Here is a 17,295-nt window from a genome sequence, read left to right as displayed (position 1 = left end):
CCGGCGCGGGCAATGCCAGTTCAGCCCGTGTTTCACCCTTCAACCCGTTTTCCTTATGCGCAACCTTTCACTTCGTTTTTCCGGCCTGCTGCTGGCCGGCCTTGCGCTGGCGGTTAGCAGCTGCGAAACGCCCGACGTCAGCCCGAAAGGCGGCAAGGGCGGCGGCTGCGGCACGCCCACCAGCACCCCCACCACCACCGGCACGGGCGGCGCCAGCTAAGCCCCGGGCAGCGGCCGGCATCCGGGCCGGCCGCTGCTTTGCGGGTTTGCCCGCCCTCAACCGACCGGCCGGCCGCGCCCGGTCGCGCTTTCCGGCTTCCGCATGCTGTTTCTCTTACCCGTGCCCCGGCCTGCTCCCGGCCCCGGCCAATATGCTTTTCGTTGACGTGGTGATGGCGCCTTCCTTTTCTCTTTTCCTGCGCGGCCTGCTGCTGCTGTGCTGCCTGGGGCTGCTGCGGCCGGCCCGCGCCACGCACATCGTGGGCGGCGAGATGGAGCTGACGCACCAAAGCGGCAGCACCTACACGCTCACCCTGAACCTGTACTTCGACGCCGTCAACGGCAACGCCGCCGCCCTCGACAACGCCCTGCTGGCCGGCATCTTCGATAAGGCCACCAACCAGCGCATGCAGCAGCTCACGCTGCCGCTGGTCAGCAATACCTTCGTCAGCTACACCAACCCGGCCTGCACCACCGGCTCGCTGAGCACGCGCAAGCTGGTTTACAGCCGCGCCGTGACCCTGGATGCGGCCACGTACACCGGCGCGGCCGGCTACTACGCGGCCGTGGAGCGCTGCTGCCGCAACCTGGCCATCGGCAACATCGTGGGGCCCGGCGCGGCGGCCCAGACGTTCTACCTGGAGTTTCCGGCCGTGGTGCGCGGCGGCCAGCCGTTCGTCGATTCCACCCCGCGCATCTTTCCCCCGCTGGGCGACTACGCCTGCGTGGGCGAGCTGTTTTACTACGACTTCGGCGGGCAGGATGCCGACGGCGACTCGCTGGTCTACGACATGGTGACGCCGCTCAACGGGCACACCAGCGCCAGCGCCCCCACCCTGACCAGCAGCCAGGCCGCGCCCTTCAGCCCCATCACCTGGAGCAGCGGTCTGAGCGCCCAGAACCAGATTCCGGGGACGCCCACGCTCGGCATCGATGCCCGCACGGGCCGCCTGACGGTGCGGCCCACGCGCCTGGGCCTGTTCGTGTTCGGAGTGCGCTGCGCGGAGTACCGCCGGGGCGTCAAAATCGGGGAGACGCGCCGCGACTTTCAGCTGTACGTGCTGGCCTGCCCCCTGAACGCGGCCCCGAGCGTGGCCGTGCAGCTGCCCGGCCGCCCCCGCGCCTACCAGCCCACCCGCGACACGCTGCGCCTGCTGCCCGGCGCCGACCACTGCGTGCAGCTCGTCTTCACCGACCCTAACCCCAGCTCCCAACTGACGCTGACGACCCGGCCGGTCAACTTCACGGCCAGCGCCGCCAACAGCCCGACCTTCACCGCCGGCACCACCAGCGGCACCGTGCGCACCGCCGGCGCCCCCGATACCCTGCGCGCCACCCTCTGCTTCCCCGACTGTATGGACTCGCAGGGTAAGGTGTTTCTGCTCGACCTCATCGTGGCCGACAACGGCTGCGCCCTGCCCAAGCGCGACACCGTGCGCCTGGCCTTTACGGCCCGCCCGGCCGTGAACCGCGCCCCGCTGCTGACCAGCACCTTTCCGCCCGCCCCGCTCGACGCCGCCGACCCGCCCGTGCTGGTGCCCGTGCGCCTGGGCGAGACGTACTCGGCCACCCTGCTCGGCACCGACGCCGACCAGAACGCCCTCACCCTCACCGCCACCGGCCAGGGCTTCGACCTGGCGGCCGCGGGCATGCAGTTCAGCGCCCAGGGCGGCACCGGCCGCGCCGACGGCACCTTCCAGTGGCGGGCCGACTGCGCGGCCCCTACCCGGCAGGAAATGACCGTGGTGTTTCAGCTCACCGAAACCGCCACCTGCACCCCGCTTCCGCAGCAGCGCACCGTGCGCTTCCAGCTGCTGCCCAGCGCCGATACCGTGGCCTTCCTGCCGCCCAACGTCATCACGCCCAACGGCGACGGCCTCAACGACGCCTTTACCCTGCCCAGCCTGCCGCCCGATTTCTGCGAGCAGCGCTTTGCCGGGGTCCGCATCTTTACGCGCTGGGGCAACGAGGTGTACCACTCGCCCGAGCGCACGTTCCGCTGGCCCGGCGCGGGTACGGCGGGCACCTACTATTACCTCGTCACCTACACCAACGGCCGCAAGTACAAGGGCTGGCTGGAAGTGCTGAAATAGCTTGGTTTACACAGGTAGGCAATGGAGCTTAGCCCCCAGCCAACTCGCCATTATCCCACCTTTTATGCCTGAAACCGCCGCTTCGTCCGCCACCGAAGCCCTGGACCTGATGCAACAATACGGGACCGTGCTCCGACGCCTGACCGAGCTAAAGGTTTGCCGAACGAATAACAGCCCCATCGGTGACTACACCGAATGGCTGGTCGCCCAAAAACTGGGGCTGGGGCTTGAAAACAACTCGAAGCTCTGGTACGACGCGTACCGGCAAGCCACGCCTGCCGCCCCGAAAATCCGTTACCAGATCAAGGGTCGGCGGATGCGTTCCAAGGATAAGAACGTAGAATTCAGTGCCATCCGGGGTTTGCACCACGAGCATTTCGAATACCTGATTATCGTCGCGTTCAACGAGGATTTCGGCATCGAATACGCACTGCAAATCCCGCATGCGGTTGTACCCGGTTTGGTGAAAATGAGCACGCACGTGAATGCCCACCGGCTGGTCATTCGCCCCAGCCAGCTGAGCCGCATCCGGCAGCTGTCGGACGTACTGGATTTGACATCGGTGCTATCGGCCGCGGCGGCTGTGCCGGCCTAACCCCGAGGAGCCCCCAGCAGCAAAAAGCCCCTTCGACCGCGCTGGCCGAAGGGGCTTGCTGCTTTACGAGGCGCTGAGCACGTCCGTAGCTTTCGACGCCACGGCGTCCTGCGGACTGCCCAGGGCGCGGGCTTTGCCGGGCAGCGTCTTGTGCCGCTCCTTGCCCAGCGCGGCGGCCGGCGCGGGCACCCAGTGGTGCAGCCCGCCGGCCCGCTCGTCGTTGAACGTCACCGGAATATCGTCGGCGGCGGTGCGCTCCTTCCAGGTGCGGTGCTGGGTGCCGTCGTCGGTGCGCTCCATCGTAATGCACTGCTCCACCGGGCACACCAACGAGCAGAGGTTGCAGCCCACGCAGTTTTCCTCGATGATGGCGGGCGTGCGGGTGCCTTCCTGCAGCCGGATGGCCTGGTGGGCGCCGTCTTCGCAGGCCGTATAGCACAGCTGGCAGCCGATGCACTTGTCCTCGTTGATGCTGGCCGTGACCTTGTACTTCAGGTTCAAATCTTCCCAGTGCTTTACGTTCGGCAGGGCCTTGCCCACGAAATCGTAAATCGTATGGAAGCCCTTCTCGGTCATGTACTGCTCCAGCCCGGCCGTCATTTCGCGGATGATACCAAAGCCGAAGTGCATGGCCGCCGTGCACACCTGCACCGAGGAGGCGCCGAGCAGAATGTGCTCCACCGCGTCGCGCCAGTTTTCGATGCCGCCGATGCCCGAAATGGGCAGACGCACGTCGGGGTCCTGGGCGCAGTTTTTCACCATGTTCAGGGCAATGGGCTTCACCGCCGGGCCGCAGTAGCCGCCGTTGGTGCCCTTGCCGTCGACGATGGGGTACGGCGCGAACAAGTCCAGATCCACGCCCACGATGCTCTGGATGGTGTTGATGAGCGAAATGGCGTCGGCGCCGCCGGCCCGGGCCGCCCGGGCCGGCTCGGTCACGTCCGAAATGTTGGGCGTGAGCTTGACGATAACCGGAATCCGGGCCACTTCCATCACCCACTCCACGATGGTGCGCAGCACCTCCGGCTCCTGGCCCACGGCCGAGCCCATGCCCCGCTCGCACATGCCGTGCGGGCAGCCGAAGTTCAGCTCGATGCCGTCGGCGCCGGCATTGGTCACGTCGCGCACGATGTCGTGCCACTCCTGCCGGCTCTGCACCATCAGCGAGGCAATGACGGCGTGGTGGGGGAAGCGCTTTTTCACCTCCTCGATTTCGCGCAGGTTGTCCGCGAGCGGGCGGTCCGAAATCAGCTCGATGTTGTTGAAGCCGATGAGGCGTTTGTCGCGGTAGTTCACCCCGCCGTAGCGGCTCGATACGTTCACCACGGGCACGCCCAAGGTCTTCCACACGGCCCCGCCCCAGCCCGCGTCGAAGGCTTTCATCACCTGGTAGCCGGAGTTGGTGGGCGGCGCCGATGCCAGCCAGAACGGGTTCGGCGACTTGATGCCGGCAAAATTTATGGAAAGGTCAGGCATTGGTTGTCAGTTGAAAATGAACGTCATGCTTCGACTGCGCTCAGCATGACGGCCAGGGAGGTTAGTTGCCGCTCAGGAATGCGTGAATGCCCCGCGCCGTCTGCTTGGCTTCGGCGGCGGCGTTAACGACCTCGGCCCCGCCGTTTAGCGCGTCGCCGGAGGCGAAATACTTCGGATTGGAAGTTTGCCCGGTGCGGGCATCGGCCACGATGCGGCCCTTGCCGTCGAGCTGCAGGCCCGGAATCAGGTGCAGAAAACCGGTCTGCTTGGCCTGCCCGGTGGCTTTGATGACCATGTCGCAGGGCTCCACGAACTCCGAGCCGGGCACCGCCTGCACCTGCCCGTCGACGGTAGCGGTGCGGATGAACCGCACGCCCTCCACCTTGCCGTTGCCCACGATTTCCACCGGCGCCACGTTGAACAAGCCCTTCACGCCCACGGCCTTGGCCAGGTCGTACTCGAACTCGTAGGCGCCCATTTCGTCCTTGCCGCGGCGGTAGGCCAGCACCACGTCCTGGGCCCCCATCCGCGCCGATTCGGAGGCCGCGTCCATAGCCGTATTGCCGCCGCCGAGCACGACGACCTTCTTGCCCACCTGCACCTGCTGGTGCCCGATGCGCAGCTGCTCGATGAACTCCACCGCGCCCACGCAGTTCTGCCGCTCCTCGCCGGGCAGCAGCAGGGCGTTGGTCGCCCCCAGGCCGATGCCGAGGAAGATGGCGTCGTAGGTGTCTTCCAGCGCCTGCAGCTCCTCGCGGCGGCTGATGCGCTGGTTGTAGCGGACCCGGTAGCCAAACTGCTGCTCCAGGTAATCCATTTCGGCCAGCGTCTCGGCGTTGGTGATTTTGTAGGGCGCCACGCCGTACAGCGTCAGCCCCGACGGCTGGGCCCGGGCCTCAAACACATCCACCTCGTAGCCCAACGCCCGCAGCTCGCAGGCCGCCGAAATGCCCGCCGGCCCGGCCCCGATAACGGCCACCTTGCGCCCATTGGCCGGCCCCGGCCCGAACAGCTTGTGGCCGCTGTCGATAACCTTGCGGGTGGCGTGGCTCTGCAGCCGCCCGATTTCGATGGGCTTCTGCTCGTTGAGGTTGTACACGCAGGCGCCTTCGCACAAGACTTCCGTGGGGCATACCTTGCCGCAGGCGTTGCCGAAGTAGTTGGCCTCGTAAATGGTCTTGGCCGCGCCGGTGGGGTTGCCGGTGTTGATCTGCCGGATAAACTGCGGGATGTCGATACCCGAGGGGCAGGCCTTGATGCAGGGCGCATCGAAGCAGAACAGGCACCGGGAGCTTTCATAGAGCGCCTCGGTGTTGCTCATCAGGGGCTTGATCTGGGCGAAATTCGCATCAAACTCCTGCTCGGTAGTGGGGGTAGAAAATTCTGCCATTGCGGCGTTGGTTGCGGAGAGAAGGTAAATATGACCCGGGCTATGGCGCGCCGCCGGGCTGTTCCGTTGCGCGCCATAGCCCGGGCTGCCGGAGCTAACCGGTCATGACGTAAGCAAGACCGAAACCGAGGAGGCCAAGCACCAGGAGGATGGCCCCGAGAATGAAATTCGCGAAGCCGACATCCTTTTTCTCCACGTCGCCGCTCCGGACGGCCAGCGTCCAGCCGCGTTTCGTGAAGAAGAGGCCCGTCAGGGTGAGCGGCAGCTGGCCAAGCAGCGCCAGCGTGAAAAAGAGCGGTGCAACTGCTCCTAACAACCCCAAACCAAAGGGAAGCGCGTAGCAGACTGTTGCCCGTTTGTACCACCCTACAATTGCGGCCCGGCTTGCACCGGCCGGAGGCGTTGGCTCCATAGAGGCGGCTTACAGCTCCACCAGCTTCTCGTAAGTCTCGGGGCGCCGGTCGCGGAAGAACTGCCAGGTGGCGCGCACCTCGTCAATCATGTCCAGGTCGAAGTCGGCCACCAGCAGCTCGTCTTTATCTTCCGAAGCCTGGGCAAAAATCTGCCCGCGCGGGTCCACGAAGTAGCTGGAGCCGTAGAAGCGGCCCAGGTTCCAGGGCTTCTCCTCCCCGACGCGGTTGATGCAGCCCATAAAGTAGCCGTTGGCCGCCGCGTGGGCGGGTTGCTCCAGCTTCCAGAGGTACTGCGAGAGGCCGGCCACCGTGGCCGAGGGGTTGTACACGATTTCGGCCCCGTTCAGGCCCAGCACCCGGGCGCCATCGGGGAAGTGCCGGTCGTAGCAGATGTACACGCCCACTTTGGCGTACTTGGTCTGGAACACCGGGTAGCCCAGGTTGCCGGGCTTGAAAAAGTACTTTTCCCAGAAGCCCGAGGTGTGCGGAATGTGGTTCTTGCGGTACTTGCCGAGGTACGTCCCGTCGGCATCGATTACGGCGGCCGTGTTGTAGAGGAAGCCGGCCTGCTCTTTTTCGTACACCGGCACGATAATGACCATGTTGTACTTCCTGGCGTACTCGGCCATGCGCTCGGTCGTGGGGCCCGGCACCGATTCAGCCGAGGCGTACCAGGCTTTGTCCTGGCCGGGACAGAAATAGGGCGTATTGAAGATTTCCTGCAGGCACAGAATCTGCACGCCCTGCCGGCCGGCTTCCTCAATCAGCGGAATGTGCTTCTGCACCATGGCCTCCTTGATTTCCTCAATCGAGCCTTCGCCTTCGGTCATGGGCAGGCTCATCTGAATGAGCCCGGATTTAATCATTCGTGGCATTGTGGGGTACGCGGTTATTTGGTTGGGAAAGGGTTTCTGTAGGCAGCACTGGCTAGCCGCCGAAAAGGGCCGCCATGCGAAGCACCGCGCGTGCTGACGTTCCCGGTATTACCATGCTGGACGGTCGAGCCGTAACCGGGCGCCAGCGTCAGCTAAGATGGTATTGTCGCTTTGAGAGGATTGGCCAACGAAACGAGCGAGATGCTTCGCTGCGTTCTGCCCGGCGGTCGGAAGAACTGCCCTCAGTAAGTTAGTAATTAACTGGCCCTCTGCGGATAAACCGCCCGTAACCGCGCCCGACTTTCGTCTCGCCCGCGTCGACGGCCACCTTGCCGCGCAGCAGCACCGTGTCGATTTTGCCGGTCAGTTCCCAGCCTTCGTAGCCGGAGTAGTCCACGTTCATGTGGTGCGTGGTGGCCGAAATCGTGTGCTTTTTCTCGGGGTCGATGAGCACCAGATCCGCGTCGGCGCCGATGCTGATGGTGCCCTTGCGCGGAAACATGCCGAAGATCTTAGCCGCGTTGGTGCTCGTGACTTCCACGAACTTCTGCAGCGAAATGCGGCCCTTGCTCACGCCCTCCGAAAACAGCAGTTCCATGCGGTGCTCGATGGCCGGGTGCCCGTTCGGAATCTTGGAGAAGTCGTCGGCACCCATTCGTTTCTGCTCCCACATAAACGGGCAGTGGTCGGTGCCCACCACCTGCACCAGCCCCTGGTTGATGCCGGCCCAGAGCGTCTGCTGGTCTTTTTTCTCCCGCAGCGGCGGCGACATCACCCACTTAGCGCCCTCAAAATCGTCGCCGTAGAGCGAGGCGTCGAGCAGCAGGTACTGAATGCAGGTTTCCACAAACACCCGCTGATTCCGCTCGGTGGCGCGGCGCACCTGATTCAGGGCTCCCTCGCAGGTCAGGTGCACGATGTAGGCGTTGACGCCGGTGTAGTTGGCAATGTCGGCGAATCGGCCCGAGGCTTCGGCCTCCGTCACTTCGGGCTGGGAGAGGTAGTGGTAGCGCGGCGTAAGCTTGCCCTGGGCCCGGTGCTGGGCAATAAGCGTGTCAATCATGTCGCCGTTGGTGGCGTGGGCCGTTACCAGCCCGCCGTGCCGGCGCACCTCCTGCATCAGCCCCACCATCTGCGCGTCGTCAATCATGAGCGCGCCCTTGTAGGCCATGAAGGTCTTAAAGGAGGTAATGCCTTCGGCCACCATGTCCTTGATTTCCTCCTTGGTGCTCGGGTTGAAGTCCGTCACGGCCATGTGGAACGAGTAGTCACCCACGGCGGTGCCGGTGGCCCGGCCCTGCCACTCGGCCAGCGCCTCCCGCAGACTATGGCCCTGTTTCTGCAGCACGAAGTCGATGACGGTGGTGGTGCCGCCGTGCAGGGCGGCGCGGGTGCCCGTCTCGTGAGTATCGGAGCTGAACGTGCCCATAAAGGGCATATCCAGGTGCACGTGCGGGTCGATGCCGCCGGGCACGATGATTTTGCCAGTGGCGTCGATGACTTCGTCGGCCTGCACGGGCAGGTTTTTCCCGATGGCGGCAATGGTTTCGCCCTCAATCAGGATGTCACACACCGCGTCGGAATCGGCCGTCACGACGCGGCCATTTTTAATCAGCAAAGACGCCATTCAACGGGGAAAAGAAGTACCGGAATCAGATGGAAAATATAAGCTTTTCCGCGCTGATTTCAATTTACTCAAGGCCATAATTATTACCGCGCAGAAAATAGCCACCCTACCCCGCGCAGTGCGAGACGACAAACACTACCAATAATTATTGCGACTGAAAATTCAGGAGCCTGAATTGACTCCTGAATTGCATGTTACAGCGCCGATTAATTTACGTGCTGATCGGCGATGCGCAGGGCCTGGGAAATAATATCGAGGCCTTGGTCCAGCTCGTCTTTGGTGATGTTGAGCGGGGGCGCGATGAAGATGAGGTTCCAGCGCACGAAGGTGTACATGCCCAGCTCCCGGATTTTGGCCGCCACCTGGTTCATCACCGCCATCTGCTCGGCCGTGGCGTTCCAGGGCGCCATGGGCTCCTTGGTGTCGCGGTTTTTCACCAGCTCCAGGCAGCCGAAGAGGCCGGTGTTGCGCCAGTCGCCGATGCTCGGGTGCTGGCCCATCAGGTCGCAGACGCGGGCGTCGAGGTAGTGGCCCAGCTCCTGCACGTTCTGCAGCATATTTTCCTCCTCGTAGATATCGAGCACGGCCGCGGCGGCGGCGCAGGATACGGGGTGGGCCGAGTACGTGAGGCCCAGCGGCAGCGGCCGCTCGTCGAAGTAGTGGGCAATGGCGTCGTCCACCATTACGGCGCCCAGGGGCAGGTAGCCGGCGGTGATGCCCTTGGCCATGCACATCAGGTCGACTTTCACGCCGTGGTGGTCGGAGCCGAACCACTTGCCGGTGCGCCCGAAACCGGACATGACCTCGTCGGCAATGAGCAGGATGCCGTGTTTATCACAGATTTCGCGCACCCGCTGCCAGTAGCCGGGCGGGTACTTGATGCAGCCCGAGGTGCCCGACTCGCCCTCCAGCACGATGGCCGCCACGCTGCCGGGATTCTCGTAGCCGATGATGCGCTCCATGGCCGCGGCGGCCCGCTCGGCGCACTCCTCGGGCGTGCTGCTGTACCAGGGGCAGCGGTAGAAGTAGGGGTTTTCGACGTGCACCGTGCCGGGCATGGCCTGCGAGTCGACGGCGAACTTGCGCGGGTCGCCGCCCACGCTGATGGCCCCGTACGAAGCGCCGTGAAACGACTGGTACAGCGACACAATCTTGTGCCGGCCGGTGTAGATGCGGGCCAGCTTGATGGCGTTTTCAATGGCCTCGGCCCCGCCCAGAGTGAAGAAGGCCTTGGTCAGGTTCGGCGCGGTGATTTCCGCCAACCGCTTGCCCAAATCCCCCCGGGCCTTGGTAATCATGCCGGGGTACACGTAGCTCAGCTCCCGCATCTGGGCGGCCACTGCTTCGGTCACTTTCTGGTTGCCGTGGCCGATGTTGACGTTCATCAGCTGCGACGAGAAATCGATGTAGCGCTTACCGTCCCGGTCCCACAGATACACGCCCTCGGCACGCTCGGCACTGATCGGGTTCAGCCCGGCCTGTTTCGACCAGGAAAACAGGGTATGGTCCAGATTATCCCGCAGGATTTGCTCCTTGTCGGTTTCGGTAAACGTTTCCATTGTTGGCTGTGGAAGAAAAGGGGAACAGGAACGCATTGCGGCGTTCTTTAAATGTAGGCAAAAAAGCGGCGAATAATTATTACTGCCTACAATCACTCAGTAATAATTCAGGCCGTCATGCTGAGCCTGTCGAAGCATCTCTACCGCTTCGTCTGGGTTTATTCAACGAAGCGGTAGAGATGCTTCGACAGGCTCAGCATGACGTTCTTACGAAGCCGTGCTAGCTCATCCAGTTTACCCGCGACTCGGGGTTCCACTTGGTCGTGGTTTTCTTGAGCTGGGTCCAGAATTCGATGGAGCTTTTGCCGGTGATGTCGCAGGCGCCGAACTTCGACTCGTTCCAGCCGCCGAAGGAAAACGGCTCCCGCGGCACCGGCACGCCGATGTTGACGCCAATCATGCCGGCGTTGGCGTGGTCCATCACGTAGCGCGCCATGCTGCCGCTTTGGGTGAATACCGCCGCCGCGTTGCCGTAGGGGTTGGCGTTTTCGATGGCCAGCGCCTCGTCCAGCGTATTGGTGCGCAGGATGGCCAGCACCGGACCGAACACTTCTTCCTGGGCAATGCGCATGTCGGGCGTCACGTAGTCGACCACGGTGGGGCCCACGTAGTAGCCGTCCTCATGGCCTTCCACGCGGGCGCCTCGGCCGTCGAGCAGCACCTTGGCGCCGGCAGCCTCAGCCTCGGTGATGTGCTTTTCGATACGCTCCTTGGCTTCCTTGCTGATAACCGAGCCCAGGTTCTGCCCGGGCACGATTTTGCGGGCCTCGTCCACCAGTTTCTGCACGATGTGGTCGACGGCCCCTACTCCGACCATCGTGGAGCCGGCCATGCAGCGCTGCCCCGCGCAGCCCGACATCGAGGCGGCCACGTTGGAGGCGGTCATGTCGGGGTGGGCATCGGGCAGCACCATCAGGTGGTTTTTGGCCCCGCCGAGGGCTACGCAGCGCTTCAGGTTCGAGGTAGCGCGGATGTAGACCACCTTGGCAATCTTGGTGGAACCCACGAACGACACGGCCTCGATGCCCGGATGGTCACAGATGGCTTCCACGATTTCCCGGTCGCCGTGCACGATGTTGAGCACGCCGTCGGGCAGGCCGGCTTCTTTCAGCAGCTCGGCAATGCGGCCGGCGCTCAGCGGCACTACTTCCGAGGGCTTGAGGATCATGCAGTTGCCGAGCACCAGGGCGTTGGGGATGGTCCAGTGCGGCACCATGTTGGGGAAGTTGAAGGGCGCGATGCTGGCCACTACGCCCAGGGGCTTGCGCTCCACCCGGGCTTCCACGCCCTTGCTCACTTCCAGAAACTCGCCCTGAATCAACTGGGGCATGGAGCAGGCAAACTCGGTCAGTTCGATGGCCTTTTCCACTTCGGCGCGGGCTTCGTCGAAGGTCTTGCCGTTTTCCTCCTGCACCAGGTCGGCCAGGGCCTTCATGTCGCGCTCCAGCAGGGTTTTGTAGCGGTAGAAAATCTGCACCCGCTCCTTGATCGGCATGGCCGACCAGGCGGGAAACACGGCTTTGGCGGCCTCGACGGCTTTGTCCAGGGCAGCAGCGCCCGACAAGGGCACCGTAGAAATCACTCCGCCGGTGAGCGGGCTGTACACGTCGAGGGCGCGGGCCCCGGCGTCTTCGACAAACTGACCAGCGACGTAGTTGCGGACCGCCGGGTACTTCAAAACTGCGACTTCCATGTTACCGAATTGTTAAGCCGATGCAAGTAATGGGTTTGCGGCACACGTGCAAGCTATTTTTGAAAATTTTGCAAAAAATCGTCGCTATCTAGAATATTTATCAATCATCATACCGTGCCCAACTGTACCAGTGACCTTCCAGATGGTGCCAGTAATACAGCTTATGGGCCAAGTAACGACTGCTCGGTTTTTTATCCATTGGGGAGTAGGCCACACCCCAGTACTGGTAACTTGCCTCCCCATCTTCCACGAACAAAAGCACGCCGGGCTGGGACGTTTCGACGCGCATGATTCCAGTGGCATCTAGTTGCTGGGAATTATTCGGATTCAGCACCAGCACCTCTAGATGGCGCTGCTTGAGTTTGAACCCGAAGTAGTCCACTGTTTTGCGGATGGGCTTGACGCACAGAAAGAACAGCACCACCGCTGCTACTGCGCCAACGGAATAAAGCCACCCGCGCCCACGCTTCCAGGCCTTAACAGTAATTATAATACTGGTAATCAACAAGGTACACAACGCAAGGAAGTCAAGCAACAGCACACCAATGCCGAGGCCCTTAGGTTGGGAGGCCATGACGAGCAACACAAAGGGCAGCGCCATGCTCATAGCATACAGGTTAAGCGTCAGTGACGTAGCAAACGTGAATTTTGCAGGAGTTGGCACGGCGGTCAAGTTCAGCTTTTAAGCTACTGAATGTTGGGCGAATAGGTATCCATGACAAAAAGTTAATACCCAAGCGGTGGCACTCGTTGTCTGCTAACGCCAGGAATCCTACCTTACTGATTCGCTCCGCTCCTGCCTACCGCATTCCCGCTTAGCACTAGCTACCAATGACGCCAACTCCTTCCCTGGGCCTCTACCGCCCGGAGTTCGAGCACGACGCCTGTGGGACGGGATTCATCGCGTACCTGAACGGGCAGAAGTCGCACCAGATCATCAGCGACGCGCTGACCATGTTGGAAAACATGGAGCACCGCGGCGCCTGCGGCTGCGACGCAGATTCCGGCGACGGCGCCGGGCTGCTGCTCCAACTCCCCCACTGGTTTCTGCTCGAAGAATGCACCGCCCTGAGCATCCGGCTGCCCGAGCCCGGCGGCTACGGCGTGGGCATGCTGTTTCTACCCAAGGACGCCACGGCGCAAACCGCCTGCCGCCAAATCATCAACGCGGCGGGTAAGCAGCTGGGCCTGCCCATCCTCGGGTATCGACCAGTACCCACGAACCCCGCCGGCATCGGCCCGACGGCCCTGGCGGCGGAACCGAGCATTGAGCAGGTGTTCGTGCTGCGGCCGCCGGGGCTGGCTACGGCCGAGGATTTCGAGCGGAAGCTGTACGTGCTGCGGCGCTTCATCACCAAGACGGTGGCCGAAACAGTGCCAACGGCTGATGACTTTTACTTCACGTCGCTGTCGAGCCAGAATATCGTCTATAAGGGGCAGCTGCGGACCAGCCAGGTGCGCAGCTACTTCCCGGATTTGTCGGATGCGCGGGTCACGTCGGCGTTCGGGATGGTGCACTCGCGCTTTTCGACGAACACGCTGCCCTCGTGGAAGCTGGCCCAGCCGTTCCGGCATTTGGCCCACAACGGCGAAATCAACACGCTGCGGGGCAACCTGAACTGGTTTTACGCCGGGGTGCGCAGCTACGTGTCGCCCTACTTCACGCGGGCGGAAATGGACATGCTGCTGCCGGTTATCGACAGCCAGCAGTCGGACTCGGCCTGCCTCGACAACATCGTGGAGGTGCTGCTGCACTCGGGCCGGCCCTTGCCGCACGTGCTGATGATGCTGGTGCCCGAAGCCTGGGACGGCAACGAGCAGATGGACCCGCTGAAAAAGGCCTTCTACGAGTTTCACGCCACGTTTATGGAGCCCTGGGACGGTCCGGCCGCGCTGCTGTTTACCGACGGCCACCTGCTCGGGGCTATGCTGGACCGCAACGGCCTGCGCCCCCTGCGCTACACCCTCACCGACGACGGCCGGGTGCTGGTAGCCTCCGAAACCGGCGTGCTGCCGCTCGAAGAAAGCATTATCACCAAGAAAGGCCGTTTGCAGCCGGGCAAGATGCTGCTCATTGACACGCGGGCGGGCAAGATTATCACCGACGAGGAGCTGAAGGCCCAGGCGGCGCGGCAGCAGCCGTACGGGCAGTGGCTGGCGGAATACCAGATTCGGCTGGAGGAGCTGCCCGAGCCCCGGCAGGTGTTTACGGACCTGGCGGCCGACGCAGTGTTCAAGTACCACCAGGTGTTCGGCTACACCCGCGAGGATATCGACACGCTGATTACGCCGATGGCGCTGGAGGGCAAGGAACCCATCGGCTCGATGGGCGTGGACGTGCCGCTGGCGGTGCTGTCGGACCAGCCCCAGCACCTGTCGAGCTACTTCAAGCAGTTTTTTGCCCAGGTCACCAACCCGCCCATCGACCCGATCCGGGAGCGGCTGGTGATGAGCCTGGCCACCTTTATCGGCAACAATGGTAACATCCTCGACGAGGACAAGATGCACTGCCACTGCGTGGCCCTGCGCCAGCCGGTGCTGACCAACCACGAGCTGGAAAAGCTGCGCAGCATCGACACGGGGCTGTTCAACGCCAAAACCCTGCAGACCTATTTCAAGGCCGACGGGCAGCCCGGCGCCCTGGCCGACGGCCTGGCCCGCCTGTGCCGCTACGCCGAGGACGCGGTGCGGGACGGCTTCGAGGTGCTCATCCTATCCGACCGCGCCGTGGACTCCAAGCACGCTCCGATTCCGTCCTTGCTGGCCGTGTCGGCGGTGCACCACCACCTGATCCGGCTGGGCAACCGTGCTTCGGTGGGCCTGGTGGTGGAGGCCGGCGACGTGTGGGAAGTCCACCATTTCGCCTGTCTGCTGGCCTTCGGGGCCACGGCCATCAACCCGTACCTGGCGCTGTCGACGGTGCAGACCATGCACGCGGGCGGGCAGCTGCGCACCAGCCTCGACGCCGAAAAGCTGCGGCAGAACTACATCAAGGCGGTGTGCGACGGGCTGCTGAAGATTTTCTCGAAGATGGGCATCAGCACCCTGCAGTCGTACCAGGGCGCGCAGGTGTTTGAAATTCTGGGTATCAACCAGGCGGTAGTCAACCGGTATTTCACCGGGGCGGTGACGCGCATCGGCGGGCTGGGGCTGGATGAAATAGCGCGGGAGACGCTCTACAAGCAGTTTCAGGGCTTCAAGGCCTCGTCGGCGGAGGAGCAGCCGCTGCTGCCGGAGGGCGGGGTGTACCAGTGGCGGCGGCGCGGGGAGGCGCACATGTTCAATCCCGAAACCGTGCACCTGCTGCAGCACGCCACCCGCACGAACAATTACGAAGTGTACCGACGCTACGCCCGCCTCGTGAACGAGCAGCAGGAGCGGCTGTTCACGCTGCGCGGGCTGCTGGACTTTGCCCGGCACCGGCCCGCTATTCCGCTCGAAGAGGTCGAACCGGCCGAAAACATCATGCGGCGCTTTGCCACCGGGGCCATGTCGTTTGGCTCCATCTCGCACGAGGCGCACAGCACCCTGGCCATTGCCATGAACCGCATCGGCGGCAAGAGCAACACCGGCGAGGGCGGCGAGGACCCGATGCGCTACGAGCGGCTCCCCAACGGCGACTCCATGCGCTCGGCCATCAAGCAAGTGGCCTCGGCCCGCTTCGGCGTGACGGCCCAGTACCTGACCAACGCCGACGAGCTGCAGATCAAGATGGCCCAGGGCGCCAAGCCCGGTGAGGGCGGGCAGCTGCCGGGCCACAAGGTGGACGAGTGGATTGCCCGGGTGCGCCACGCCACGCCCGGGGTCGGGCTCATCTCGCCCCCGCCCCACCACGACATCTACTCCATCGAGGATTTGGCCCAGCTCATCTTCGACCTCAAGAACGCCAACCGCGCGGCCCGCATCAGCGTGAAGCTGGTGTCGAAGGCCGGGGTGGGCACTATTGCGGCCGGCGTCGCCAAGGCCCACGCCGACGTCATCCTGATTGCCGGCTACGACGGCGGCACCGGCGCCTCCCCTATCAGCTCCATCAAGCACGCCGGGCTGCCCTGGGAGCTGGGCCTGGCCGAAGCCCACCAGACCTTGGTGCGCAACCAGCTGCGCAGCCGGGTGGTGCTGCAGGCCGACGGGCAGGTGAAAACCGGCCGCGACCTGGCCGTGGCGGCCCTGCTCGGCGCCGAGGAATGGGGCGTGGCCACGGCCGCCCTGATTGCGGGCGGCTGCATCCTGATGCGTAAGTGCCACCTGAACACCTGCCCGGTGGGCGTGGCGACGCAGGACCCGGAGCTGCGCAAGCTCTTCACCGGCCAGCCCGAGCACATCGTCAGCCTGTTCCGCTTCCTGGCCGAGGAGCTGCGCGAAATCATGGCCGAACTGGGCTTCCGCACGGTGCAGGAAATGGTGGGCCGGCCGCAGTTTCTGAAGGTGCGCGAGAACCTGACGCACTGGAAGGCCCGCACTCTGGACCTGACCGACCTGCTGCAACCGGTGCCCAACCCCTCGGGCGGAACCTTGTATCAGAGCGAGGCGCAGGACCACGGCCTGAGCCACATCCTCGACTGGCAGCTGCTGGCGCAAGCCGAATCGGCGCTGAACGAGCGGGTTCCGGTCTTCGCCACGTTCGGGGTGCACAACACCGACCGCACCATCGGCACCTTGCTCTCGAACGAGGTAACCAAGCGCTACCAGGGCGCGGGGCTGCCCGCCGATACCATCAACTACACGTTCCGCGGCTCGGCGGGGCAGAGCTTCGGGGCGTTCTGCGCCAAAGGGCTGTCCTTCAAGCTTGAAGGCGAGGCCAACGACTACGTGGGCAAGGGCCTGAGCGGGGCGCAGCTGGTTATCGGTCCGCCGCCCGGAGCGCGCTACGTGCCCGAGCAGAACATCATCATCGGCAACGTGGCCTTGTACGGGGCTACCTCCGGGGAGCTGTTCGTGCGCGGGCAGGCCGGGGAACGGTTTGCGGTGCGCAACTCCGGGGCCACGGCGGTGGTGGAAGGCGTGGGGGACCACGGCTGCGAGTACATGACCGGCGGCCGGGCCCTCATCCTGGGCCGCACCGGGCGCAACTTCGCCGCCGGCATGAGCGGGGGCCTAGCCTGGGTGTACGACCCGGACGGGAGCTTCCCCGCCAACTGCAACCGGGAAATGGTGGAGCTGGACCCGCTCGACGCCGACGACGAAGACCAGATTCGGCAGCTGCTGCAGCGCCACCAGCAGCTCACCGGCTCCCGGCTGGCCGCCTTCCTGCTCGACAACTGGCCCGAGGAAGCCAGCCGCTTCGTGAAGGTGTTTCCCTCGGAGTACAAAAAGGTGCTGCAGGCGGCCCGGTACGAGCCGGCCGAGCGGTAGGCG

At 64.0% G+C, this 17,295-nt stretch carries 12 protein-coding genes; 4 read left to right on the top strand and 8 right to left on the bottom strand.

The genetic code is table 11. The features are described 5' to 3' along the window. Positions 1–55: 55 nt before the first annotated feature. The 3 genes from DLM85_RS25295 (at position 56) to DLM85_RS01270 (ending at position 2,907) form a co-directional block, all read left to right on the top strand. The gene (locus DLM85_RS25295) at positions 56–220 is read left to right on the top strand and encodes a hypothetical protein (RefSeq protein ID WP_165821967.1); all 165 of its coding nucleotides are present in this window, start codon (positions 56–58) and stop codon (positions 218–220) included. Between the two features lie 151 nt (positions 221–371). Beyond that, positions 372–2,312, top strand: a complete 1,941-nt coding sequence (locus tag DLM85_RS01275; protein ID WP_133256832.1) for a T9SS type B sorting domain-containing protein — start codon at positions 372–374, stop codon at positions 2,310–2,312. A 64-nt stretch (positions 2,313–2,376) separates the two neighbouring features. Further along, a complete protein-coding gene (locus DLM85_RS01270) occupies positions 2,377–2,907 on the top strand; it encodes a hypothetical protein (protein ID WP_111476258.1) in 531 nt (176 codons plus the stop codon). A gap of 63 nt (positions 2,908–2,970) precedes the next feature. Here the strand turns inward: DLM85_RS01270 and preA are convergent, their stop codons facing one another. From preA to DLM85_RS01230, 8 genes are all read right to left on the bottom strand, one after another. Beyond that, a complete protein-coding gene (gene preA, locus DLM85_RS01265) occupies positions 2,971–4,383 on the bottom strand; it encodes an NAD-dependent dihydropyrimidine dehydrogenase subunit PreA (protein ID WP_111476257.1) in 1,413 nt (470 codons plus the stop codon). A 61-nt stretch (positions 4,384–4,444) separates the two neighbouring features. After that, positions 4,445–5,773 (bottom strand): FAD-dependent oxidoreductase, encoded by a 1,329-nt coding sequence (locus DLM85_RS01260; RefSeq protein ID WP_111476256.1) that lies wholly within the window; start codon positions 5,771–5,773, stop codon positions 4,445–4,447. A gap of 94 nt (positions 5,774–5,867) precedes the next feature. After that, positions 5,868–6,185, bottom strand: a complete 318-nt coding sequence (locus DLM85_RS01255) for a hypothetical protein (protein ID WP_133256831.1) — start codon at positions 6,183–6,185, stop codon at positions 5,868–5,870. Positions 6,186–6,194: 9 nt separating this feature from the next. After that, positions 6,195–7,052: a nitrilase-related carbon-nitrogen hydrolase gene (locus tag DLM85_RS01250; protein WP_243635838.1), complete on the bottom strand. Its 858-nt coding sequence runs from the start codon at positions 7,050–7,052 to the stop codon at positions 6,195–6,197. Positions 7,053–7,311: 259 nt separating this feature from the next. Next, positions 7,312–8,688: a dihydropyrimidinase gene (gene hydA / locus DLM85_RS01245; protein ID WP_111476254.1), complete on the bottom strand. Its 1,377-nt coding sequence runs from the start codon at positions 8,686–8,688 to the stop codon at positions 7,312–7,314. Between the two features lie 206 nt (positions 8,689–8,894). Continuing rightward, positions 8,895–10,247, bottom strand: coding sequence for an aminotransferase class III-fold pyridoxal phosphate-dependent enzyme (locus DLM85_RS01240; RefSeq protein WP_111476253.1), 1,353 nt, complete (start codon positions 10,245–10,247; stop codon positions 8,895–8,897). Positions 10,248–10,467: 220 nt separating this feature from the next. Then, positions 10,468–11,940: a CoA-acylating methylmalonate-semialdehyde dehydrogenase gene (locus DLM85_RS01235; RefSeq protein ID WP_243635837.1), complete on the bottom strand. Its 1,473-nt coding sequence runs from the start codon at positions 11,938–11,940 to the stop codon at positions 10,468–10,470. Between the two features lie 100 nt (positions 11,941–12,040). Beyond that, entirely contained in the window at positions 12,041–12,547 is a 507-nt protein-coding gene (locus DLM85_RS01230; protein WP_111476251.1) for a hypothetical protein, read from the bottom strand. A 224-nt stretch (positions 12,548–12,771) separates the two neighbouring features. Here DLM85_RS01230 and gltB point away from each other — a divergent pair, with 224 nt between their 5' ends. After that, entirely contained in the window at positions 12,772–17,292 is a 4,521-nt protein-coding gene (gltB, locus tag DLM85_RS01225) for a glutamate synthase large subunit (RefSeq protein WP_111476250.1), read from the top strand. Positions 17,293–17,295 lie beyond the last annotated feature (3 nt).

Origin of the sequence: Hymenobacter edaphi (assembly GCF_003258365.1) — a bacterium.
Classification (GTDB): domain Bacteria; phylum Bacteroidota; class Bacteroidia; order Cytophagales; family Hymenobacteraceae; genus Solirubrum; species Solirubrum edaphi.
This window is presented reverse-complemented; position numbering and strand designations above follow the sequence as displayed.